20 protein-coding genes are annotated in these 22,730 nt (G+C 58.2%); 9 read left to right on the top strand and 11 right to left on the bottom strand.

The genetic code is table 11. The features are described from left to right. Positions 1 to 76: 76 nt before the first annotated feature. Positions 77 to 730, bottom strand: coding sequence for a COG3650 family protein (locus AC3ZVB_RS15470; protein WP_490147025.1), 654 nt, complete (start codon positions 728 to 730; stop codon positions 77 to 79). Positions 731 to 804: 74 nt separating this feature from the next. After that, on the bottom strand, positions 805 to 1,404 hold the full coding sequence (locus tag AC3ZVB_RS15475) for a short chain dehydrogenase (protein WP_490147026.1): 600 nt from the start codon (positions 1,402 to 1,404) through the stop codon (positions 805 to 807). A gap of 105 nt (positions 1,405 to 1,509) precedes the next feature. Between AC3ZVB_RS15475 and AC3ZVB_RS15480 the strand changes: the two genes are divergently transcribed. Continuing rightward, positions 1,510 to 2,418: a LysR family transcriptional regulator gene (locus tag AC3ZVB_RS15480; protein WP_162438584.1), complete on the top strand. Its 909-nt coding sequence runs from the start codon at positions 1,510 to 1,512 to the stop codon at positions 2,416 to 2,418. A gap of 56 nt (positions 2,419 to 2,474) precedes the next feature. Here the strand turns inward: AC3ZVB_RS15480 and AC3ZVB_RS15485 are convergent, their stop codons facing one another. The 5 genes from AC3ZVB_RS15485 to AC3ZVB_RS15505 all read right to left on the bottom strand — a co-directional run bounded on the left by AC3ZVB_RS15485 (position 2,475) and on the right by AC3ZVB_RS15505 (position 7,474). Then, positions 2,475 to 3,176, bottom strand: coding sequence for an ABC transporter ATP-binding protein (locus AC3ZVB_RS15485; protein ID WP_162438585.1), 702 nt, complete (start codon positions 3,174 to 3,176; stop codon positions 2,475 to 2,477). Then, positions 3,177 to 3,944, bottom strand: coding sequence for a high-affinity branched-chain amino acid ABC transporter ATP-binding protein LivG (gene livG / locus AC3ZVB_RS15490; protein ID WP_490147027.1), 768 nt, complete (start codon positions 3,942 to 3,944; stop codon positions 3,177 to 3,179). Beyond that, positions 3,941 to 5,197, bottom strand: coding sequence for a high-affinity branched-chain amino acid ABC transporter permease LivM (locus tag AC3ZVB_RS15495; RefSeq protein ID WP_194691182.1), 1,257 nt, complete (start codon positions 5,195 to 5,197; stop codon positions 3,941 to 3,943). Before AC3ZVB_RS15495 ends, livG begins: the two co-directional genes overlap by 4 nt. After that, positions 5,194 to 6,117: a high-affinity branched-chain amino acid ABC transporter permease LivH gene (gene livH / locus AC3ZVB_RS15500; protein ID WP_490147028.1), complete on the bottom strand. Its 924-nt coding sequence runs from the start codon at positions 6,115 to 6,117 to the stop codon at positions 5,194 to 5,196. The genes AC3ZVB_RS15495 and livH overlap by 4 nt, the downstream gene beginning before the upstream one ends. Before the next feature lie 229 nt (positions 6,118 to 6,346). Further along, on the bottom strand, positions 6,347 to 7,474 hold the full coding sequence (locus AC3ZVB_RS15505; RefSeq protein ID WP_194691180.1) for a branched-chain amino acid ABC transporter substrate-binding protein: 1,128 nt from the start codon (positions 7,472 to 7,474) through the stop codon (positions 6,347 to 6,349). A gap of 351 nt (positions 7,475 to 7,825) precedes the next feature. On the opposite strand from AC3ZVB_RS15505, the gene AC3ZVB_RS15510 reads away from it, so the two are divergent. Continuing rightward, positions 7,826 to 8,131, top strand: coding sequence for a DUF2288 domain-containing protein (locus tag AC3ZVB_RS15510; protein WP_194691179.1), 306 nt, complete (start codon positions 7,826 to 7,828; stop codon positions 8,129 to 8,131). A 262-nt stretch (positions 8,132 to 8,393) separates the two neighbouring features. Beyond that, positions 8,394 to 9,287: an NAD(P)-dependent oxidoreductase gene (locus AC3ZVB_RS15515; protein ID WP_490147029.1), complete on the top strand. Its 894-nt coding sequence runs from the start codon at positions 8,394 to 8,396 to the stop codon at positions 9,285 to 9,287. On the opposite strand, the gene AC3ZVB_RS15520 is transcribed toward AC3ZVB_RS15515, so the two are convergent. Continuing rightward, positions 9,178 to 11,460 (bottom strand): putative bifunctional diguanylate cyclase/phosphodiesterase, encoded by a 2,283-nt coding sequence (locus AC3ZVB_RS15520; protein WP_490147030.1) that lies wholly within the window; start codon positions 11,458 to 11,460, stop codon positions 9,178 to 9,180. The two genes, AC3ZVB_RS15515 and AC3ZVB_RS15520, sit on opposite strands and share 110 nt — an antisense overlap. A gap of 280 nt (positions 11,461 to 11,740) precedes the next feature. Between AC3ZVB_RS15520 and AC3ZVB_RS15525 the strand changes: the two genes are divergently transcribed. Beyond that, positions 11,741 to 13,090: a spinster family MFS transporter gene (locus AC3ZVB_RS15525; RefSeq protein WP_490147031.1), complete on the top strand. Its 1,350-nt coding sequence runs from the start codon at positions 11,741 to 11,743 to the stop codon at positions 13,088 to 13,090. Between the two features lie 204 nt (positions 13,091 to 13,294). On the opposite strand, the gene rapA is transcribed toward AC3ZVB_RS15525, so the two are convergent. Further along, positions 13,295 to 16,141 (bottom strand): RNA polymerase-associated protein RapA, encoded by a 2,847-nt coding sequence (gene rapA, locus AC3ZVB_RS15530; RefSeq protein ID WP_162438593.1) that lies wholly within the window; start codon positions 16,139 to 16,141, stop codon positions 13,295 to 13,297. Positions 16,142 to 16,359: 218 nt separating this feature from the next. Here rapA and AC3ZVB_RS15535 point away from each other — a divergent pair, with 218 nt between their 5' ends. From AC3ZVB_RS15535 to ccoM, 3 genes are all read left to right on the top strand, one after another. Next, on the top strand, positions 16,360 to 16,701 hold the full coding sequence (locus tag AC3ZVB_RS15535; protein ID WP_194691174.1) for an aspartate-semialdehyde dehydrogenase: 342 nt from the start codon (positions 16,360 to 16,362) through the stop codon (positions 16,699 to 16,701). A gap of 100 nt (positions 16,702 to 16,801) precedes the next feature. Further along, positions 16,802 to 16,963, top strand: coding sequence for a hypothetical protein (locus AC3ZVB_RS15540; RefSeq protein WP_007959203.1), 162 nt, complete (start codon positions 16,802 to 16,804; stop codon positions 16,961 to 16,963). Positions 16,964 to 17,107: 144 nt separating this feature from the next. Further along, positions 17,108 to 17,224 carry a cytochrome c oxidase subunit CcoM gene (ccoM, locus tag AC3ZVB_RS15545; RefSeq protein WP_281508184.1) on the top strand — a complete coding sequence of 39 codons (117 nt, stop codon included), beginning with the start codon at positions 17,108 to 17,110 and terminating at the stop codon, positions 17,222 to 17,224. A 202-nt stretch (positions 17,225 to 17,426) separates the two neighbouring features. Here ccoM and AC3ZVB_RS15550 read toward each other — a convergent pair whose 3' ends face one another. Both AC3ZVB_RS15550 and AC3ZVB_RS15555 read right to left on the bottom strand, forming a co-directional pair. Further along, positions 17,427 to 18,902, bottom strand: a complete 1,476-nt coding sequence (locus tag AC3ZVB_RS15550) for an inorganic phosphate transporter (RefSeq protein WP_162438595.1) — start codon at positions 18,900 to 18,902, stop codon at positions 17,427 to 17,429. Positions 18,903 to 19,279: 377 nt separating this feature from the next. Further along, entirely contained in the window at positions 19,280 to 19,480 is a 201-nt protein-coding gene (locus AC3ZVB_RS15555; protein ID WP_007935837.1) for a hypothetical protein, read from the bottom strand. Between the two features lie 659 nt (positions 19,481 to 20,139). Between AC3ZVB_RS15555 and pcaR the strand changes: the two genes are divergently transcribed. Both pcaR and pcaK read left to right on the top strand, forming a co-directional pair. Continuing rightward, on the top strand, positions 20,140 to 20,982 hold the full coding sequence (pcaR, locus tag AC3ZVB_RS15560) for a pca regulon transcriptional regulator PcaR (RefSeq protein ID WP_008074568.1): 843 nt from the start codon (positions 20,140 to 20,142) through the stop codon (positions 20,980 to 20,982). Between the two features lie 137 nt (positions 20,983 to 21,119). Continuing rightward, positions 21,120 to 22,466 (top strand): 4-hydroxybenzoate transporter PcaK, encoded by a 1,347-nt coding sequence (gene pcaK, locus AC3ZVB_RS15565; protein WP_162438596.1) that lies wholly within the window; start codon positions 21,120 to 21,122, stop codon positions 22,464 to 22,466. Positions 22,467 to 22,730 lie beyond the last annotated feature (264 nt).

Here is a 22,730-nt window from a genome sequence, read left to right on the forward strand (position 1 = left end):
GGGCGCACAACTGCGCCAAGGCGTTTGAAGGCCGCGATTATAAGCCCCAAACGCCGGTCCCGTGAGGCAAAAAAGATCAGTCGTTACGCGCCCCGCCGAAATACCCGCAGCCACGCTGCACTTGACCATCAATGCGCAACTCGGCACTCATGTGCTGGACGGCGCCGGTGGTGGCGTCGACGCAACGTTGCGGCGCGACCCAGAGCTCGATGTGCTGGTTATTGGCTTCAGTGCTGAGGTTGAAACGGCCATCGCCCAATTGTTCTTCAACGTAGGGCAGGGCCAGAGGAGGTTGACCGGCGCGGTCGATGACCATGCCTTTACCGCTGACTTTGACGTTCCACTCCGGCACATGACCGGCGGCTCGAAGGATCAGCAGCTTCAGATTGGGATCGTCGCACGCCGTGCCCGATCGCTCGACGCGGTACAGCTGCTCAAGGTCGAGGCGGTTGCCATCGACCCGGCCGCGTACGTCGGCAAACAATTTGCCCTGGGCATCGGCCAGGGTCGCGGCTTCTTGCAGCACGCTGGTGCCGCCAGTGTCATTGACCACGAAACTGCGCGATTCATTGCACGGCTGGAATACCAGTTTGCCGTCCGCCGCCGTCAGTTGACCCTGCATGCGAGTCTGACCCACATGGGAGGCGCTCTGTCGCTCGCCATCGAACAACTGGCAAGCGGCAAACAGCGGAAGGAGGGCAACAAGGACTAAGGAACGGGCAACACGCATCTTTGGTTCTCCAGACAAGTGCCGCCACGTTACTCAGCCTGACCGCTCATCACAACCCTGCAGGACGTGCTATTTCAGCCTACGTGAAAGGTCTGACCGGTTTGCAGACCCTCCACACTTTTGGCGTAGGCCAATGCCACATCGGCGGCGGGAACCGGTTTGTAGCCGCGGAAATACGGCGCGTAGCTGCCCATGGCTTCGAGCAATACGGTGGGGCTGATCGAGTTGACGCGCAAGCCACGCGGCAGTTCGATGGCGGCGGCACGCACGAAGCTGTCGATGGCACCGTTGACGAGTGCAGCCGAGGCGCCACTGCGAATCGGATCGTGGCTGAGGACGCCTGTGGTGAAGGTGAACGAAGCCCCATCGTTGGCGAACTCCCGACCGATCTGCAGAAGATTGACCTGGCCCATCAGTTTGTCTTTCAGGCCCAAGGCAAAGCTGTCCGAGGTCATTTCGTCCAGCGGCGCGAAGGTGACGTTGCCGGCGGCGCAGACCAGTGCATCGAATTTTCCGGTTTGTTCGAACAGTTTGCGGATCGAGGCGCTGTCGCTGATATCTACATTGAAATCGCCGCTGTTACGGCCAATACGAATGACCTCGTGACGCTGGGACAACTCTTTGTCGACGGCCGAACCGATGGTGCCGCCTGCGCCAATCAAAAGAATTTTCATCGTGCTGTTCCTCGAAGTGTTTTAACGAGGCTTCAGTCTAGAGTGGATTTTCCTGTTGATAAGCGTGCTAATAGGCAACCTTTGGTTTTCAAATGGAAACAATCCATGAGTGAAATGGATGATCTGGCGGCGTTCGCCGTGTTGATTGAAGCTGGCAGTTTTACCCTGGCAGCGCAGCAATTGGGTTGCAGCAAGGGTCAGCTTTCCAAGCGGATCAGCCTGTTGGAAACGCGGTTTTCCGTGGTCCTGCTGCAACGCACTACGCGGCGTTTGAGCCTGACGGCTGCAGGCGCGGCGTTGTTGCCGCAAGCCCAGGCGCTTGTCATCCAGGTTGAGAGGGCACGTCAGGCATTGGCGCGATTGAAGGACGATATGGCCGGGCCGGTGCGTATGACGGTGCCAGTGTCGCTGGGGGAAACCTTCTTTGATGGCTTGCTGCTGGAGTTTTCCAGCAAATACCCCGAGGTGCAGATTGAACTCGATTTGAGTAACAACTTTCGTGATCTGTCCCGGGACGGTTTTGACCTGGCGGTTCGCTCCGAGGTGGGCAACGACGAACGCCTGGTTTCCCGGCCGCTGCTGGCCTGGAATGAAATGACCTGCGCCAGCCCGGCCTACCTTGAGCAATACGGCGAGCCGCAGACGCCCCAGTCCTTGGTTGAACACCGTTGCCTGCTTAACAGCCATTACAGTGGCCGCGAAGAGTGGCTCTATCACCAGCAACACGAGTTATTGCGGGTTCGGGTGTCCGGCCCGTTCGCCAGCAACCATTACAGCCTGCTGAAAAAAGCCGCACTGGCCGGCGCCGGCATTGCGCGCTTACCGTCCTACTTGCTGCAAGCGGAATTGGCTGACGGTCAATTGCGCTGGCTCCTGCGTGATTATCAGACCCGTCGGATGCCGATGTACCTGGTGCACCCGTATCAGGGTGGTTTGCCTAAGCGCACCCAGGTGCTCGCGGATTATCTGATTGGATGGTTCAAGCGCAGTGGCGAGGCGCTGGATCGACTTTAAAGGTGAACAGGTACAAAAAAACGGCCCGAAGGCCGTTTATTGTTTACCGCAACACCTCAACCCCCCAGATACGCTTCGCGCACTTTCGGGTCGGTCAGCAGCGCTTCACCGGTGCCTTGCATCACCACCCGACCGTTCTCAAGAACGTACGCGCGGTCAGCGATTTTCAGTGCCTGGTTGGCGTTCTGTTCCACCAGGAACACCGTCACACCGTCCTTGCGCAGCTGTTCGATGATGTCGAAGATCTGCTGGATGATGATCGGTGCCAGACCCAGCGAAGGCTCATCAAGCAGCAGCAGCTTGGGTTTGCTCATCAGCGCACGGCCAATGGCAAGCATCTGCTGTTCGCCGCCGGACATGGTGCCGCCGCGTTGGCTGAAACGCTCTTTCAGGCGTGGGAAAAGTCCGAGAACCTTGTCCATCTGTTCCTGATAATCGCCCTTGTCGGTGAAGAACCCGCCCATGGCAAGGTTCTCTTCCACGGTCAGACGGGCAAATACCCGACGACCTTCCGGAACCACGGCAATGCTCTTGCGCATGATCTGCGCCGAACTCTGCCCCACAAGCTCCTCACCCATGTAACGGATGCTGCCGCTGTGCGCTTGCGGCGAACCGCACAGCGTCATCAGCAGAGTGGACTTGCCGGCACCGTTGGCGCCGATCAGGGTAACGATTTCGCCCTGGCGGATCTCCACGTTGACGCTGTGCAGGGCCTGGATCTTTCCGTAGAAAGTGGAAACGTTTTCGAACTGCAGCATTTACGCTTCCCCCAGATAGGCTTTGATCACTTCAGGATTACCGCGGATCTGTTCCGGCGTACCGTCGGCCAGAGGGGTGCCCTGGTTGATCACGACGATGTGGTCGGAAATGCTCATGACCAGTTTCATGTCGTGTTCGATCAACAGCACGGTGACGTTGTGCTCTTCGCGAAGCACGCTGATCAGCGCCTTGAGGTCTTCGGTTTCCTTCGGGTTCAGGCCTGCGGCCGGTTCGTCGAGCATGAGGATCCGTGGACGGGTCATCATGCAACGGGCGATTTCCAGACGACGCTGCTGACCGTAGGCCAGGGTGCCGGCGGTACGGTTGGCGAACTCTTTGAGGTTGACCTTATCCAGCCAGTACTCGGCAAACTCCATGGCCTCGCGTTCGCTTTTACGGAACGACGGGGTCTTGGACAGGCCTGCCAGGAAGTTGGTGTTCAGGTGACGGTGCTGGGCGATCAAGAGGTTCTCGACCGCTGTCATGTCCTTGAACAGACGCACGTTCTGGAAGGTCCGCACCACGCCCTTGCGGGCGATTTCGTGACCGGCCAGGCCTTCGATGGCTTGGCCGTCCAGCAGGATGCTGCCACCGCTCGGCTTGTAGAAACCGGTCAGGCAGTTGAACACCGTGGTCTTGCCGGCACCGTTAGGACCGATCAGGGCAACGACCTGCTTTTCCTTCACGGTCAGGGCCACGCCGTTGACCGCCAGCAAACCGCCGAAGCGCATGCTCAGCTTTTCGACTTTCAGGATCTCGCGGCTCATTTGCGCAGCTCCATGTGAGGACGTTGCATGGGCAGCAGACCTTGAGGGCGCCAGATCATCATCAGCACCATCAAGGCGCCGAACATCAACATGCGGTATTCGCTGAACTCACGCATCATTTCCGGCAGCAGGATCATGACGACGGCAGCCAGAATCACGCCGAGCTGGGAACCCATGCCACCCAATACGACGATGGCGAGAATGATCGCCGACTCGATAAAGGTGAAGGACTCCGGTGTCACCAACCCTTGGCGAGCCGCGAAGAAGCTACCGGCAAAACCGGCGAAACTCGCCCCCAGGGTGAAGGCCGACAGCTTGATGACCGTAGGATTGAGACCCAGCGCACGGCAGGCGATTTCGTCTTCACGCAATGCTTCCCACGCGCGGCCGATCGGCATGCGCAGCAAGCGGTTGATGACGAAGAGCGCACCCAGGGCAAGCAGCAGGGCAACCAGGTAGAGGAAGATCACCTTGTTGATCGAGTTGTATTCCAGCCCGAAGTACTCGTGGAACGTCTGCATGCCTTCGGCTGCTTTACGTTCGAAAGTCAGGCCGAAGAACGTCGGTTTCTCGATGTTGCTGATGCCGTTCGGACCACCGGTGATGCTGGTCAGGTTGCGCAGGAACAGTCGGATGATTTCACCGAAGCCCAAGGTCACGATCGCCAGGTAGTCACCGCGCAGACGCAGCACGGGGAAGCCGAGCAGGAAGCCGAAAGTGGCCGCCATCAGACCGGCGACCGGCAGGCAAACCCAGAAGCTCCAGCCGAGGTAGTGCGACAGCAGCGCATAGCTGTAGGCGCCCACGGCGTAGAAACCCACGTAGCCCAAATCGAGCAGTCCGGCCAGACCGACTACGATGTTCAGGCCCAGGCCGAGCATCACGTAGATCAGGATCAGGGTTGCGATGTCGACCGCGCCGCGAGAACCGAAGAACGGCCACACCAGGGCTCCGACGATCAACGCAATGATGATCCAGCGTTGGGTGGTCGGCAGGGTCAGGAAGTTGCTGGCCTTGGCCGGGATCAACGGCATGCTCGGCGAGGATTTCCACGCCTTGCTGATGGTGTCGTTGAACAGCACCCGCAGGAACATCAGTACCGAGCAGATCGCAATGATCGCCAGGGTCATGTTGCTGGTGCCGTGAACTTCCAAGTTGATGCCGACGATGGTCAGTTTCAGACCCAGTACCGGGTAGGCCACAGCCCACACCAGCAGAGCGCTGAAGAGCGCCTGTTTGAGATTCCTAGTCATACTTTTTCAACCTCCGGACGGCCCAAAATGCCGGTCGGCCGGAATAACAGGACCAGAACCAATAAGCCGAATGCCACGACGTCCTTGTACTGGTCGCCGAAGATATCGGCACCAAAGGCTTCCGCCACACCCAGCACCAGCCCGCCGAGCATGGCGCCGGGGATGCTGCCGATACCGCCAAGTACTGCGGCGGTGAAGGCTTTGAGGCCGACGAGGAAACCGGCGTTCGGGTTGATCACGCCATATTGCATGCTCAGCAGTACGGCCGCGATGGCCGCCAGCGCAGCACCGATGACGAAGGTCAGGGCGATGATGTTGTTGGTGTTGATACCCAGCAGGTTAGCCATCTTGATGTCTTCGGCACAGGCGCGGCAGGCGCGACCCAGACGAGATCGGGAGATGAACATCGTCAAGCCGAGCATGGCGATCAGCGTCACCACGAACACCACGATTTGCATGTAGGAAATCAGCACTTCTTGTGCGCCACCTGGCCCGAAGGAAAGATTGCCGGGGATCAGGTTGGGGATGGATTTGTCCTTGGAGTCTTGCGCCAGCAGAACGGTGTTCTGCAGGAAAATCGACATGCCGATGGCCGAGATCAGCGGAATCAGACGGTTACTGCCGCGCAAGGGGCGGTAGGCGATCCGTTCGATGCTGTAGCCGTAGGCACTGCAGACGACGATGCTCGCGATAAAGCCTGCGGTCATCAAGAGCGGGACACTGTCGAGTCCCATCATGGCAAGGCCCGCAATGGCGATGAACGCCACGTAAGAGCCGATCATGTACACCTCGCCGTGGGCGAAGTTGATCATTCCAATGATGCCGTAAACCATCGTATAGCCGATGGCGATCAGGGCATACGTGCTGCCAACGGTCAGACCGTTAACCAGCTGTTGGAAAAAGTGATAGATGTCAGGCATTACAGCGCTCCTAAAAACCTGATACGCATTTCACTGGTGGAGTCATTTTCCCGCTCGAGCCCCGTGGATCTGCATCCACTTCGGATTCAAGGTTTGCCAGCGAACCGCTGATGACGGTTTTGAGATTTTCAGGTGGGGAGACTTGCGGATCACGCAAGCGCGGCCCATACGTTCGTAAAACAAAGCCCACGGCACGCCGTGGGCTTTGTTGGCAGTCAGTCAGGCAGCCTTACTGAGGCGAAACTTCAGTTTTAGGTTTGCCGAAATGCCACTCGTAAACCACGAATTTGAAGTCTTTCAGATCGCCCTTGGCGTCGAAGCTCAGGTCGCCAGTCGGGGTCTTGAAAGTACCTGCGTGGATGGCAGCAGCCACTTTTGCAGGGTCTTCGCTCTTGGCAGCAGTGATGCCACCGGCGATGACTTCAACAGCGGAGTAGGAAGGGAACACGAACGGACCGCTTGGATCTTCTTTCTTCGCTTTGAAGGCGTCAGCCAGAGCGATGTTGGCTGGATCCTGGTCGAACGATTTCGGCAGGGTTACCAACAGGCCTTCGGAAGCATCCTTGGCAATCTGGGAGATCGAGTCGTTACCCACGCCTTCCGGACCCATGAACTTGGCTTTCAGGCCTTTTTCCTGGGATTGACGCAGGATCAGACCCAGCTCCGGGTGGTAGCCGCCGTAGTAGACGAAATCGACGTTGGCTTGCTTGAGCTTGGAAATCATCGAAGAGAAATCCTTGTCGCCGGCGTTGATGCCTTCGAACACGGCAACCTTGACGCCTTTGCTTTCCAGGGTTTTCTTCACGGCGGTGGCAATGCCTTCGCCGTATTGCTGTTTGTCGTGCAGAACAGCAACGATTTTCGGTTTCACGTGATCAGCGATGTAGTTACCGGCGGCAGGGCCTTGGGCGCTGTCCAGACCGATGGTGCGGAACACCATTTTGTAACCACGGGAGGTGATGTCCGGGCTGGTGGCAGCCGGGGTGATCATGATCACGCCTTCGTCTTCGTAGATGTCCGAAGCCGGTTGAGTGGAGCTGGAGCACAGGTGGCCAACCACGAACTTGACGCCGTCGTTGACGACTTTGTTCGCGACTGCTACCGCTTGTTTCGGATCACAGGCGTCATCGTATTCAACGGCTTCGAGTTTCTTGCCGTCTACGCCGCCTTTGGCGTTGATCTGTTCGATGGCCATTTTGGCGCCACTGAACTGCATGTCGCCGTATTGGGCTACAGGGCCGGTTTTAGGGCCGGCGATGCCGATCTTGATGGTGTCAGCTGCGAACGAATGGCTGGCAACCCCGGCCAGAACCATAGCGGCAAACAGTTTGGAAATCTGCTTAGTAGCCTTAGTCATAGTGCTCCACTCTTACTGTTGTAGTTTTTATAGTCCTGGCGCCGTAGCAGCAGAACCGGGTCAGATATCTTCGATATCCTCCGGAAAATGCCCCCGGCAACTGTACCGGTACAGTGTAGAGCGCCGATTGTCAGCCTGGGAAGGCAGCGCCGGGGGGCAAAACCAGAGGGTGTCGCTTTATTGAAAGAAAAGTACAGAATCGCGGCGGGATGTTAGCTGGCTAATAGCTTGATTCACCTGCATTCCTTGGCGTTCCTGCTGTTTTCAATCGATGTCGCAAATTGCATCCGGGTTTTTCTGCCGGACCACCAACGTTATTATTCGCGTCGATTTCTTTTCCGGACAGAACCCATGAATCAAGAACCTAGCACCCTCTATGCCAAGCTGCTTGGTGAAACCGCATCTATTACCTGGAAAGAGCTGGAGCCGTTCTTCGCCAAGGGTGCCCTGTTATGGGTCGACCCGACGCTGGATTTGATCGCTGCCGCCGAAGCCGTAGCATCGGATGAAGGCGAGAAAGTGGCCGCCTGGTTGGCTGCTGACACACTCGCCAAGCTGTCTGAATCGCGGGCGCTGGATCTATTTGAACGAGATCCGCAGCTGTGGGCAGTGGTAGTTTCCCCCTGGATTATGATCCAGGAAAGGGCGACGAACTGACGGCGCGCGCTAAATTGGTGCGCTAATGACGCGGTCAAAAGTGTGTAGCCGAGTAGCGTGATGGCATGTTGCCGTGGAGAAAGACCACAGAAGGGTTTGGACGAGGGTGACGTATACGTAACGGGAACAGTTTATTGCGCTGTCAGAAGACCGATTAATTGTTTCTGAATGTGGTGGCGAGCGTGCTTGTAGAGCCGACATCGCGAGCAAGGTTTGCTCCCCGCCGCTGATTGGCAATCTAAAATAAAAAGGAGACCAGATAATGGCAACGCTACCGTCCCTCGGGTTCGCCGGGATCGGCTTGATGGGTTTACCGATGTGCCGGCGATTGCTGGCCGCGGGTTATCCGCTTACGGTCTGGAACCGCAATCGCGCCAAATGTGCGCCGTTGGTTGAGGCCGGGGCAAGACAAGTCGCCACGCCAGCCGAGTTATGCCAGCACGCGGACGTTGTGATGCTGTGTCTGGCGAACACTGCCGTGGTGCGGGAGGTGGTTTTCGGCGTTGCGGGCGTTGCCGAAGGCGCGAAAAGCGGCCAGCTATTGGTCGATTTTTCCAGCCTCGAACCTACGGCAACAAGGGAAATGGCGACAGCCCTTGCCGAAAAATGCGCTATGGGTTGGCTTGATGCACCAGTGTCAGGTGGAGTGGTCGGCGCCGAAGCGGGGAGCCTGGCAATCATGGTCGGCGGCGACGCGGCAGAGCTGGAGCGAGTCAAGCCAGTGATGTTGCACCTCGGTCAACGCGTGACGCACATGGGCGCCGTCGGGGCAGGGCAGGTGACCAAGGCCTGCAACCAGATGATTGTCGCCTGCAATGCTCTGGTGATTGCCGAAGTCGTGGCGTTGGCCGAACGCTCCGGTGTCGATGCCAGCCTCATCGCCGAGGCGCTGGCCGGTGGTTTTGCCGATTCGAAACCTTTGCAGATCCTCGCACCGCAGATGGCCGACAGCCGTTTCGAACCCGTGAAGTGGCACGTTCGCACGTTACTCAAGGATCTCGACACCGCCGTAAAGTTCTCCCACGAGCAGGGTTCGGCAACGCCGATCAGCGGACTGGCCGCGCAATTGATGCGACTGCACGGGAGTAAGGGTTTTCTGGAAAAAGATCCGTCGACGTTAGTGCAGATGTACCGCGAGCCAGACTCGAAGGACTGATCGTTTGTGTGTGCTTGCGCTGGTTGATTTCATTCAACACGGGAAGCAGTTCAGTCAGCGGCACGGGGTGACTGAGCAGATACCCCTGAACGAAATCACAATCGTAACGTTCCAGGAATTCGTACTGTTCGAGCGTCTCGACGCCTTCGGTGACGACCTGCAAGTGCAGGGTGTGGGCCATGACGATGATTGCCTGGACGATCTCCATGTCCTGGGTTGACTGGGGAATGTCCTGGATGAACGAGCGATCGATCTTTAGCGTATTGAGCGGCAAGCGCTTCAGGTAGGCGAGGGATGAGTAGCCGGTGCCAAAGTCGTCGATCGACAGCGACACACCCAATGCTCGAATCTGGCGCAGCAACACCAGCGTATTGGCGATGTTGCCCATCAGCGCGTTTTCGGTGACCTCCAGTTCCAGCCGATGCGGCGCCACCCCGGCGGTCCGCAGCGCTCGTTCGATTTCATCGGCCAACTCTTCGCGAGCCAGATTGAGGGGAGAACAGTTCACGGCGATCCTGAGCTCTTCGCAGCCCTGACGCGACAACTCGCCCAAGTCCTCACAGGCTTTGTGCAGCACCCAGTTATCCAGTTCGGCGATCAAGCCGTTGGCTTCGGCGATGGCAATGAATCGATCCGGCGCAAGTAATCCGTGAGCCGGATGCTGCCAGCGAACCAGCGCCTCAAGCTTGCTCACCTGGCCGGTTTTCAGGTCATAGATCGGTTGGTAGAAGAGCATCAGGCCGCTGTTTTCGCGCAGGGCATTGCGCATCTCTTCTTCCAGTTGCAACTCAAGCGTGGCTCGGGTTTTCAGATTGGCGCTGAAGAAGTTCAGGCTGTTGCGGCCATTGCCCTTGGATTGGTAGAGCGCCAGGTCGGCATTCTTCAACAGTTCTTCGCAGGTCCTGCCGTCCTCGGGAAATACGCTGATACCGATGCTGGTGGTCATGACCATCCGCCGCCCCGACAGCTCAATGGGCTCTTTCATCTTCAGCATGATGCGTTGCGCCATGTGCCGCGCTTCTTCATGGTCGTGCAGGCTAATGAGGATGCAGAACTCGTCGCCCCCAAAACGCGCCACCACGTCGTCATAGCCCCGTACCGAGCTTTTGATGTGGCTGGCCAGTACTTTAAGCAACTCGTCGCCGGCGTCATGGCCGAGGCTGTCGTTGATCCGCTTGAAATGGTCGATGTCCAGAAACATCACGGCGAGCATGCCGCCTTCGAGGGTTTTTTCGATGAGCTTTTCCGCGAAAATCTGATTGAAACCGCGACGATTGACCAGATTGGTCAACGCATCGTAGTGCGCCACTTGCTGCAGCGACATGCGAGCCTGGTCCAGTTGCGTGAGCAGTGCATTGACCCGTTGCAAGTCGAGTTCTTTGTGTTGCAGTTTTTTATCTGCCAACGCAGCACTGATGCTGCTGGCGATAATCAGCAGCGTCATCACGGCCACTGTCAGGCCTAATTGCGCGTGATCGTTATCCCCGGGCGGGGTCAGGATGCTGCCAGCAGGCAGCACCAGATTGAACGCGGCCATGCCGGTGAAATGCATGCTTAAGAGGCCGGCTCCAAGCACCAGACTGGCACCGTATTTGAGCAATTTATGCGGCAGACCGGTGCCGCCGCGCAAACGGCTGGCGATCCAGAGCGTTGCCAGGCTGGCCCCCATGGCAATCACGATCGACAGGCTGAACAGTTTCGGTTCAAAGGACGCCAGCGCCTCTGAACGCATGGCACCCATACCCACGTAATGCATGGCAGCGATGCCCAATCCGATACAGATCGACGCCTTCAGGTACTGCCACAGGTTCTGGTGCGGTTGACTGAGTGTGTGCATCACCAGCCACGCGGCGAACAGGGCGATCAATAGAGAGACGAGGGTGATGGGCAAGGCGTAATGAATTTCGATCGGCGCCTCAAACGCCAGCATGCCGATGAAATGCATGGCCCAGATACCGCCTGCCAGGCACGCGGTCCCCACCAGGCGCCAGATCCTTTGAGACTCGGCTTTCTCGGCATGACTCGCCCGTTCGGCCATATCCAGTGTGGCAAAACAGCCTGCGCAGGCGACCAGATACGCCAGTAACACTAGAAACGGATTGTGCGTGCAACTGAGGATTACCTGCCCACTTTCTGGTAGCTCGGTAATGAAATGCAACCCAAGCCATCCCATAGCGTTTCCCGTTGTCGTCATCCCGGCGGGCGCCAAGGGTGCTGGCGAGTTGTCTTGGAGTATAGAAGCCGTGCATGAACCGCAAGAAGTAGTGGCAGTTTGGCCTCAATCGTTTTGGAATGAGACTTAGAGCGTTTGGAAATAATTCGAGACTTACGCTGCTCCTGCTTACGTGGCGGCATATCAGCTTAACGAATAATTACAGACAGTCTTCGTGGGGCTGACTAGATTGCAGGTTCCGGGGGCAGTGACGCCCCATAACAATAAAAGAGACGGACCCATGCAGAACTCGACCCAAGCGGCGAATGCCTGGCGCATTCTGTTCCTGTTGTTTCTGGCCAATCTGTTCAACTTCTTCGACCGTACGATTCCGGCGATCATCATCGAGCCGATCCGGATGGAATGGCACCTCAGCGACTTCCAACTGGGGATAATCGGAACCGCGTTTACCATCGTCTATGCGATTGCCGGACTGCCGCTCGGGCGGATGGCCGATACGGGGTCGCGAGCGAAATTGATGGGCTGGGGGTTGGCGGTCTGGAGCGGGCTGACCGCTGTCAACGGGATGGTGGGCAGCTTCTGGAGCTTCCTGATCGTGCGCATGGGCATCGGTATCGGCGAAGCCAGTTATGCACCGGCCGCCAATTCGTTGATCGGCGATTTGTTTCCGGCTCACCGCCGTGCCCGGGCGATGGGCATCTTCATGCTGGGTCTGCCCCTTGGCTTGTTGTTGGCCTTTTTCACCATCGGCTGGATGGTCAAGGCGTTCGACAGTTGGCGGGCGCCGTTTTTCATCGCCGCAGTACCGGGTCTGGTTCTGGCGGTCTTCATGTTTTTCATCAAGGAACCTAAACGGGGCGCCGCGGAAAGCGTGCAGGTCTCGCAAGAGCGTGTGGATCGGCCAATCCGCCGCGTCCTGGCGGTACCCACTTTTCTCTGGCTGGTGATGGCGGGGCTCTGCTTCAACTTCGCGACCTATGCCTGCAACTCGTTTCTGGTGCCGATGCTGCAACGTTATTTCCTGATGCCCTTGCATGAAGCCGCGGTAGCAACCGGGATTATCGTTGGTGTGACGGGGCTGTTCGGACTGACATTGGGTGGTTGGGTGGCTGACAAGATCCACCAGCGTGTTGCCAATGGACGGCTGCTGTTTGCGGCGTTCAGTCTGATTATCTCGTCGGTGTGCACAGCCTGGGCGTTGCACGCTGGCAGAATCGAGATAGGTGTCTTTGTCGCGGTGTTCAGTGTGGGCTGGTTGTTCGCCTATAACTTCTATACCTGCGTCTACACGGCCATTCAGGACGTGGTCGAGCCGCGTTTACGGGCGACCGCAATGGCACTCTTCTTTGCCGGGCTGTACTTGCTGGGTGGTGGCCTTGGGCCGGTGGTGGTGGGCGGTTTGTCCGATCACTTTGCCCATACCGCCATGCTGGCATCGGGCGCCGAGCAAATGACCGAAGCGTTCAAGGCCGTTGGCCTGCATGACGCGATGTACCTGATCCCGGTGGCGCTGTTCTTCACGATGGTGTTTCTGTTCATGGCCTCGCGGTGTTTCGTGCGCGATGCCAAGCGGATGAAGGATGGGTTGGTCGCGGTGGTGGAGCCTGGAAGGGTTGTGGCGGCGGTCTGATCAACAGCGAATCGAGCCGTAGGACTCAGCTTGGTCCATGCGGCGATCCGACGATGACCTCGTTGGCATTCAACATTGATGTCGACAGTTCATCGCCATCGCGAGCAAGCTGTGCTCCCACAGGTGCTCATTGCCCCGGTTGAACCCCAAAAAAAGGCCCGCATCGCTGCGGGCCTTCTCTTTTACGCTGGTAGAGCAGGGACGTTAGCCCGCCACCAACACCCGAATCGCTTCCAGTCGCAACGCAGCCTTGTCCAGCATGGCCAAGCCTTGTTCACGTTGTTTGCGCAGGGCGACCAGTTCGCTGTCGCGCACGGTCGGGTTGACCGCTTGCAAGGCGGTGAGGCGCGCCAGTTCTTCATCGGTGTCGGCGGCCAGACGCCGCTGGGCCTCGGCCACACGTTCAGCATGACGCGGGAAGATTTTCTCTTCACCGGCGTTGATCCGTGGTGTCAGCTGGTCACGTTGGGCCTGGATGAACTTGTTGGCGCTGGCGCGAGGCACGCTTTCGAGCTGATCGTTGAGGGTCTCGAACGACACGCGGGCCGACAGGTCGTTGCCATTGGCATCGAGCAGGCAGCGCAGGGCGGCGGGTGGCAGGTAACGGCCCAGCTGCAGCGAACGCGGAGCAACCACTTCGCTGACGTAGAGCAGTTCCAGCAACACGGTGCCAGGTTTCAGCGCCTTGTTCTTGATCAATGCCACAGCGGTGTTGCCCATGGAGCCGGACAACACCAGGTCCATACCGCCTTGAACCATCGGGTGCTCCCAGGTGATGAACTGCATGTCTTCGCGAGACAGCGCCTGGTTGCGGTCATAAGTGATGGTCACGCCTTCGTCGTCGCCCAGCGGGAAGCTGGCGTCGAGCATTTTTTCGCTCGGCTTGAGGATCAGCGCGTTTTCCGAATGGTCTTCACTGTCGATGCCGAACGCATCGAACAGGGTTTCCATATAGATCGGCAGGGTAAATTGGTCGTCTTGCTCGAGAATGGCCTCGACCAGTGCATCGCCTTCGCCTGAGCCACCCGAGTTGAGTTCCAGCAGGCGGTCACGACCGGTGTGCAACTCGGCTTCCAGACGCTCACGCTCGGTACGGGCCTCGTCGATCAGCGCTTGCCACTCGCCATCGTCGGCATTTTCCAGCAGCGGCAGCAGGCGCGGGCCGAACTGGTGCTGCAGGGCGTTGCCGGTCGGGCAGGTGTTGAGGAACGCGTTCAATGCCTCGTGGTACCACTGGAACAGTCGCTCTTGCGGGCTGGTTTCCAGGTACGGCACGTGCAGTTCGATGATGTGCTTCTGGCCGATCCGGTCCAGACGACCGATACGTTGCTCCAGCAAGTCCGGATGCGCAGGCAGGTCGAACAGCACCAGGTGGTGCGAAAACTGGAAGTTGCGACCTTCACTGCCGATTTCCGAGCAGATCAGCACTTGTGCGCCAAATTCTTCGTCGGCGAAGTAAGCGGCTGCACGGTCACGTTCGAGAATGTTCATGCCTTCGTGGAAGACGGTCGCCGGGATGCCGGAACGCACGCGCAGGGCGTCTTCCAGGTCCATCGCAGTTTCGGCGTGGGCGCAGATCACCAGCACCTTGGTGCGCTTGAGCATTTTCAGCTGGTCAATCAGCCACTCGACGCGCGGGTCAAACTTCCACCAGCGCTCTTCTTCATTAGCATCCGGTTGAGCCTGGAAACTGACTTCCGGGTACAGCTCGGCGTGATCACCCAGCGGCAGTTCGAGGTACTCGTCCGGGCATGGCAGCGGGTACGGATGCAGTTTACGTTCCGGGAAACCCTGCACGGCGGCGCGGGTGTTACGGAACAGCACTCGACCGGTGCCATGACGGTCCAGCAGTTCGCGAACCAGGCGAGCGCTGGCTTCAGTGTCGCCGTCGTTGACCGCAGTCAGCAGCGCTTCACCTTCGTTACCGAGGAAACCATGGATGGTCTTGTGCGCTTCAGGCGATAAGCGTCCTTTGTCCAGCAGCTCTTGAACGGCTTCGGCCACCGGGCGATAGTTTTCGCTCTCGGCGCGGAAGGCGTGCAGGTCGTGGAAACGGTTTGGATCGAGCAGACGCAGACGGGCGAAGTGACTGTCCTGACCCAGTTGCTCTGGGGTGGCGGTCAACAGCAGTACACCCGGAATGACTTCAGCCAGTTGCTCGACCAGCGAATACTCACGGCTGGCTTTTTCTTCATGCCAGACCAGGTGGTGAGCTTCGTCCACGACCAGCAGGTCCCATCCTGCAGCGAACAGCGCATCCTGGGCTTTTTCGTCTTCTACCAGCCATTCGAGGGCGACCAGTGCAAGCTGGGTGTCTTCGAACGGGTTGGCGGCATCGCTTTCGATAAAGCGTTCTTCGTCGAACAGCGCGACCTGAAGATTGAAGCGGCGGCGCATCTCGACCAGCCATTGGTGCTGCAGGTTCTCTGGAACCAGGATCAGCACTCGGTTGGCGCGACCCGACAGCAGTTGGCGATGGATCACCAGGCCGGCTTCGATGGTCTTGCCCAGGCCTACTTCGTCCGCCAGCAGAACCCGTGGCGCGATACGGTCAGCGACTTCGCGGGCAATGTGCAGCTGGTGCGCGATCGGTTGCGCACGTACGCCGCCCAGGCCCCACAGCGAAGATTGCAACTGGCGGCTGGTGTGTTCCAGCGTGTGGTAGCGCAGCGAGAACCAGGACAATGGGTCGATCTGGCCCGCGAACAGACGGTCGCTGGCCAGACGGAACTGGATAAAGTTCGACAGTTGGGTTTCAGGCAGGGTGACGACTTCGTTTTGCGCGTTGAGCCCGTGGTAAACCAGCAGGCCATCGACATCGTCGACTTCGCGTACGGTCAGTTTCCAGCCTTCGAAGTGAGTGATCGAATCACCCGGCGAAAACCTCACGCGAGTGAGGGGCGCATTCCGTAGCGCGTACTGGCGAGTGTCGCCAGTGGCCGGGTAGAGCACGGTCAACAAGCGGCCGTCCTGTGCCAGAACGGTGCCTAAACCCAGCTCGGCTTCGCTGTCACTGATCCAGCGTTGCCCCGGTTGATACTGCTGCGCCATGCTGCCTGACTCCCACCTTGAAAAAGCGGGCTATCTTAACGGAATGAGGGCTTCAGGGCCAAAAGACTCTCATAAAAACTCAAGGTATTACGATAGTGCATCAAGGCAAAGGTGCAGGTCTGGGGCACCAATAGGTGTTAACCGGGTCACAGTTTGCGACCGATGGCTCAAGTCGCCATCCGCGCAGCCGACAGCCTGCTGACAGGAGACCAATAATTATGCTGCCACCGATGCTTCCCTTAAGTGCCGTGCCGATCACTTCACAGCAGGACCCGGTTCGCCAGCGCCCGGATATTGCGCCCGTCGCGCCGGTGCAGCAAACCTCCAGTGAAAGCACCATCGATCTGCAACAGCGCGATCCTGAAGAAGCGGCTTTCCAGTTGCGTGAAGAGCAGCGTCGCCAGCAACAGCGGGAAAAACGCCGGCGTGAGACTGAGGGAGATCCCGATCAGCATCTGCCGATTCCGGGTTACGAACTCAACGCTGACAATACCGTTCCGGTTGCACCCTTGATTGAGGACGAGCCTCGCCAAGGTTTGTGGGTGGATATCGAGATCTGAGGCCGCCGGCTGGTCAGCTCTCTCGTCAGGCCTCATTATTGGTACATCCTTGCCTGCAAACGCGGCACTTGTATTTCACCGACGCGATGTACTGAACGCCATGAGCCAAGACGACAAGCTGATCGACCTCAACACCGAACGTGCCAAGCGTGTGCATGACCTCAATGAAAAGCGCCTGAATGAAGTCCGTCAGGCTTTCGAGCAGGCCATGCCGCTGGGCAAACCGAAGAAAAAGCCGAAAAACAAACCGAAAAAGCGTTGAATCCCCCTGCATTGGTTGATGCAGGTCAGTTTTTATCCCTCCTGTTGCGCCCAGTCGCGGCGCTATTGACCCCGGTCAATTTTCACTCCTGCCTGATTGGTTAACTTAGCCCTATCGCAACAGGGCAAGTGCAGGGGGCCAGTCATGTTTTTCGACAACGTGGTGATCGCCGGAGTGCTGACAGTCGGCCTCATGGTTCTGTTTTTTGCAGGGTTTGGATTTTTTATCTGGAAGGATTCACAGAAGCGGAAAAAACCGTAGGTCTTTCTGGAAGCAATGAGCACGCAAGGCATTTTGGGCAACTTCGGTTGCCCTTTTTTTTGCCTGCGAAAATTGTCGGTTTATCAACATCCCTCCTGTAGGAGCAAGCTTGCTCCTACAGAGTGGTGTTTCCGGGGTTTATGGCAGGCATAAAAAAGGCGCGAACCTCACGGAACGCGCCTTTCTTTTAGTGCAGCTTTTATCAGCTACCCAGTGCCTTCGACGCCAGCCAGAACAGGCCGGCCGACAGGGCCACCGTGGCGGGCAGGGTCAGTACCCAGGCCAACAGGATGGTTTTAACCGTTCCGCCTTGCAGGCCGCTTTTGTTGGCGACCATGGTGCCCGCTACGCCCGAAGACAGGACGTGGGTGGTGGACACCGGCAGGCTGAAGATGTTGGCCATGCCGATCAGGCTTGCGGTGGTGATCTGCGCAGACATGCCTTGAGAGTAGGTCATGCCTTGCTTGCCGATCTTCTCGCCGATGGTCAGTACCACACGTTTCCAGCCAACCATGGTGCCCAGGCCCAGTGCCAGGGCTACCGCCAGAATCACCCAGAACGGGGCGTATTCAGTGGTGGTTGTCAGGTCCTTGCGCAGTTTGTCCAGGTCCGCCTTTTCACGGGCCTCCAGGCCTGGCAGCTTGCCGACTTTCTTCGCCGTGTCGTCCAGGCAGAGCAAGTAGCGACGCACTTCAATACGGCTGTCCGACGTCAGCGAGTGGTAGTCCGAAACGCCTTTGAGGGTGCCGAGCAGGGCGGTGATGGTCGGTTCGGTCTGTTGCGGGTTGCAACGGAATTTCTCCGGCAGATCGCCATCCACGCTTTTGCCCAGGGCCAGGTACTCGCCCAGCGTATCGGCATTGCGCTTGTAGAACTGGCTCAAGTGCAACGTCGCGTCACGGGTGCGCTCGATCTGGTAGGTGGTGCTGCCCAGGTCGAGTACGAACTGCGCCGGCACGATACCGATCAACACCAACATGATCAGGCCGATACCTTTCTGGCCGTCGTTGGACCCGTGCACGAAGCTCACGGCCATGGCCGAAATCACCAATACCAGGCGATTCCAGAACGGTGGGTGCTTCTTGTCGTCGATCTTGCGGCGCTGTTCCGGCGTCTTGTGCATCTTCGACAGCGGACGCCACCATTTAAGGCCGATCAGAATCAAGGCCGCGACCAGGAAACCCGCCATCGGCGAGAACACCAGAGAGGCGCCGATATCGATCGCTTTCTGCCAGTTCACACCGTCAGCCAGCGGGATATCGTTGATCAGGGCGTTGGCGAGGCCGACACCGAGGATCGAACCGATCAGCGTATGAGAGCTGGAGGCCGGAATACCGAAGTACCAGGTGCCCAGGTTCCACGTGATGGCGGCAGCGAGCAGCGAGAACACCATGGCGAGTCCGTGACCGGTGTTCACATTGATCAGCAGTTCTACCGGCAACAGGTGGACGATGGCATACGCCACGCCAACACCGCCCAGCAACACGCCGAGAAAGTTGAACACACCGGAAAAGAACACCGCCAGATGGGGCGGCATGGCTTTGGTGTAGATAACGGTGGCCACCGCGTTAGCGGTGTCATGAAAGCCGTTGATGAACTCGAAGGCGAGGACAAAGGCCAGGGCGAGCAAGAGGCTCACAAGCACCCAAGCATCTAGTCCGCTGAATAAATCGATCATGAAGGTTTTCTGACCCGGTCATAAGGGGGCGCGATTATGCCAGAAAAGACTGGTAATCGATGCACTAGCTGCTCATCGGTAACATTCTTCAACGAATTAGTTTGTGACGATAGCCCATGCTCGAAACGTTTGCCGGATCTTTCAAGCCATTGAATTGACTGGGAAAGACCGCAGGCACGGGGGTTTCGCTCAAGAATGAGAGAGGCTCGATTGCGTGTATGAAATATCTGAGAAGAGGGTCAGAAATGAGCCCGCTGCCTCATCCGGTCAGTGAGGTTGCCGCTGCCCGCTTGTAACGGGCGCGAAAGGCATCATCGATACAGCCCGCTTTTAACGGGTGTAAACGCAGACCCTTGAAAGGATCAAAAACCTTGGAGTCATGGCTCTTCGGCTTTGAGTTCCTTTTCCATCTTCTGCAGTTCCTGGGTAAATGCCTGATCCTGAACGGTGGCGCGTTTACGCCAAGGCTTGCGTTCTGGTTCGGGCTGGGCGGCGTAGGTGGTAACTTCCCCGCCGTAAACTTCCTTGTAGCGTTGTTCCTGGCGCTCAAGTTCCGCGCGCAGTTCGTCTTTCGTCACAGTGCTACCTGTTTGAGTTGAGATAAATTCTGGTGAAACGCACTGCGCAAGTACAGTGGCCACGTCTTCAACACAAGCCTGCCAAGGCTTTGTTTACGTCGCGATCAAGACTTCCATTTTGCAGGCGGCCACGGCACCAGAGATAAACATCTGACGTAGCATCAGTCTCCTGTTTCAGCGAGCGCGTTGGCGAAGCATATGAAATGAGCGTCAGGCGCTTGCTGCTGGCAGCGGCGATGGAACATCGCACCACCGGGTGGCGGAATCGGCAGGTGAAAAGCCATTCGCCAGTGAATTGTATTATAGCGGTCGATTCGAAGAACACTATCGCCAACGAGTTAAATGTAGATTTTCCGGTGTGATTGTTTTGTGACGGGCAAGTTTGGGGCAACTAATGTGTCTGGGAGTGTCACTTTGTTGCGCTGACTTTCTGACGCCATTAAGTCGGGTAAGTTCGGGACCTCCATCGGGCATTAAGTTCTGCATCCCGATTCGTAAAATCCTGCAGGCATCGTTCCACATGGCGGGTGTTGCCCGGAGTGAAGCAATTGCGATTATCGGTTGATGGTTCGATAATCGCCCAATCTCGCTGCGTCAGGCTTGTGCGTCGACCCGCAGCCGCTTGTAATGCCTGTTGATTCGTGTGGAAAGGACCTGATATGAACGATCAAATGCGCAATTCCTTCGCCTCGGTGGCGCCGCCCATTGTTGCCTCGCCCGCGAAGCGAATACAGGCCCTGACCGGCGATCCGGACTTCATGACGTCCCTGGCCCGGGGTCTGGCCGTGGTGCAGGCGTTCCAGGAACGCAAACGCCACCTGACCATCGCCCAAATCAGCCACCGCACGGAAATCCCCCGCGCCGCTGTGCGACGTTGTCTGCACACGCTGATCAAACTGGGCTACGCCACCACTGACGGCCGGACCTATTCGCTGCTACCTAAAGTGCTGACCCTCGGTCATGCCTACTTGTCCTCGACGCCGCTGGCAGTCTCGGCCCAACCGTATCTGGACCGCATGAGCGAGCAACTTCACGAGGCCTGCAACATGGCGACCCTGGAGGGCGATGACATTCTATACATCGCGCGTTCGGCGACGACCCAACGGTTGATTTCGGTGGACCTGTCGGTGGGCGGGCGTCTACCGGCCTATTGCACCTCCATGGGCAGGATTCTTCTCGCCGCGCTGGACGATACTTCGCTGCGCGAGTACCTCGATCACGCTGAACTGCAGGCCAAGACCAGCCGCACCTTGCACACACCGGAGGCGTTACTCGAATGCCTGCAGGAAGTACGACAACAAGGTTGGTGCATCGTCGATCAGGAGCTGGAGCAGGGTCTGCGCTCGATCGCCGTACCGGTGTACGACGCCTCCGGGCAAGTCGTCGCGGCGTTGAACGTCAGCACCCACGCCGGGCGGGTGAGTCGTAACGAGCTGGAGCAACGGTTCCTGCCCGGCCTCCTCAGCGCCAGCCGTGACCTCAGCGCACAACTTTTCGCATAGACCTGCCTAAGATGTTCGATAAACGCACAGACTCGCGTTTATCGAATTGACGCTCTTTCCCCGGGATCATTAATGTCGCGGCAGCGCCAGCCTCAGCTGGCACCTGTTCGACTGCGTTCTTGCGTGGAATAAAAATAATGAACCAGCCTCAGTCTGCTGTAGGAAACTGCCTCGACGTGCAGTCCTTCATCAATACTCAACCCATTTCGCGCTACCAGTGGCGAGTGGTGATCCTGTGTTTCCTGATTGTCTTCCTCGATGGCCTCGATACCGCGGCCATGGGATTTATCGCGCCTGCCTTGTCGCAGGATTGGGGTATCGACCGCGCCAGCCTCGGCCCGGTGATGAGTGCCGCGTTGATCGGCATGGTTTTTGGCGCGCTGGGTTCCGGCCCTTTGGCTGACCGCTTTGGGCGAAAAGTCGTACTGGTGGGCGCGGTGCTGTTGTTTGGCGCCTTCAGCCTGGCGTCGGCTTACAGCACCAACGTCGATCAACTGCTGGTGTTGCGTTTCCTGACCGGGTTGGGACTGGGCGCCGGGATGCCGAACGCTACCACGCTGCTTTCCGAATACACCCCGGAGCGCAAGAAATCATTGCTGGTGACCAGCATGTTCTGCGGCTTTAACCTCGGCATGGCCGGCGGCGGGTTTATCTCGGCCAAACTGATTCCGATGTTTGGCTGGCACAGCTTGCTATTGATAGGCGGGATTCTGCCGCTGATCCTTGCCGTGGTGCTGTTGTTCTGGCTGCCGGAGTCGGCGCGCTACCTCGTCGTGCGCAATCGCGGTACGGACAAAGTACGCAAAACCCTGTCGCCCATTGATCCTGCCGTTGTGGCCCTGGCGTCCAGCTTCAGTGTGCCGGAGCAAAAAACCGTGAAAGCACGCAATGTGTTCGCGGTGATCTTCTCCGGCACCTACAGCACTGGCACGTTGTTGTTATGGCTGACCTACTTCATGGGCCTGGTGATCGTTTACCTGCTGACCAGCTGGTTGCCGACGCTGATGCGAGACAGTGGCGCGAGCATGGAACAGGCCGCATTCATTGGCGCGCTGTTTCAGTTTGGCGGTGTGTTGAGTGCGGTGGGCGTGGGATGGGCCATGGATCGGTTCAATCCGCACAAAGTCATCGGCACTTTCTACCTGTTGGCCGGGGTGTTTGCCTACGCCGTGGGGCAGAGCCTGGGCAACATTACGATCCTGGCCACGCTGGTGCTGATTGCCGGCATGTGCGTCAACGGCGCGCAATCGGCGATGCCATCCCTGGCCGCGCGGTTCTACCCGACTCAAGGCCGGGCGACCGGTGTGTCGTGGATGCTCGGTATCGGCCGTTTCGGCGCGATTCTGGGCGCCTGGATGGGCGCGACGCTGCTCGGCCTGGGCTGGAATTTCGAGCAGGTGTTGACGGCGCTGGTGATTCCGGCGGCGGTGGCGACGGCGGCGGTGGTGATCAAGGGCATGGTCAGCCACGCGGATGCGACCTGACAGTCAGATCCATGATCGTTCCAACGCTCTGCGTGGGAATGCCTCAATGGACGCTCTGCGTCCGCTTTGGGGCGCGGAGCGTCCCGGGCTGCATTCCCACGCAGAGCAAGGGAACGATCATCGATAGGTAGACAACAATCTGTTCGATAAACGAACACTCAGTCGATTATCGGATTGTTTGGTGTTTTGCACAGGCTTACTCTTCAGTCATTCCGGCGCTGCGCATCGCGCCTTTTTCTTCCATTGTCGGTTCATAACAAAACG

It is taken from the genome of Pseudomonas sp. MDV22-iso1 (genome assembly GCF_058145095.1).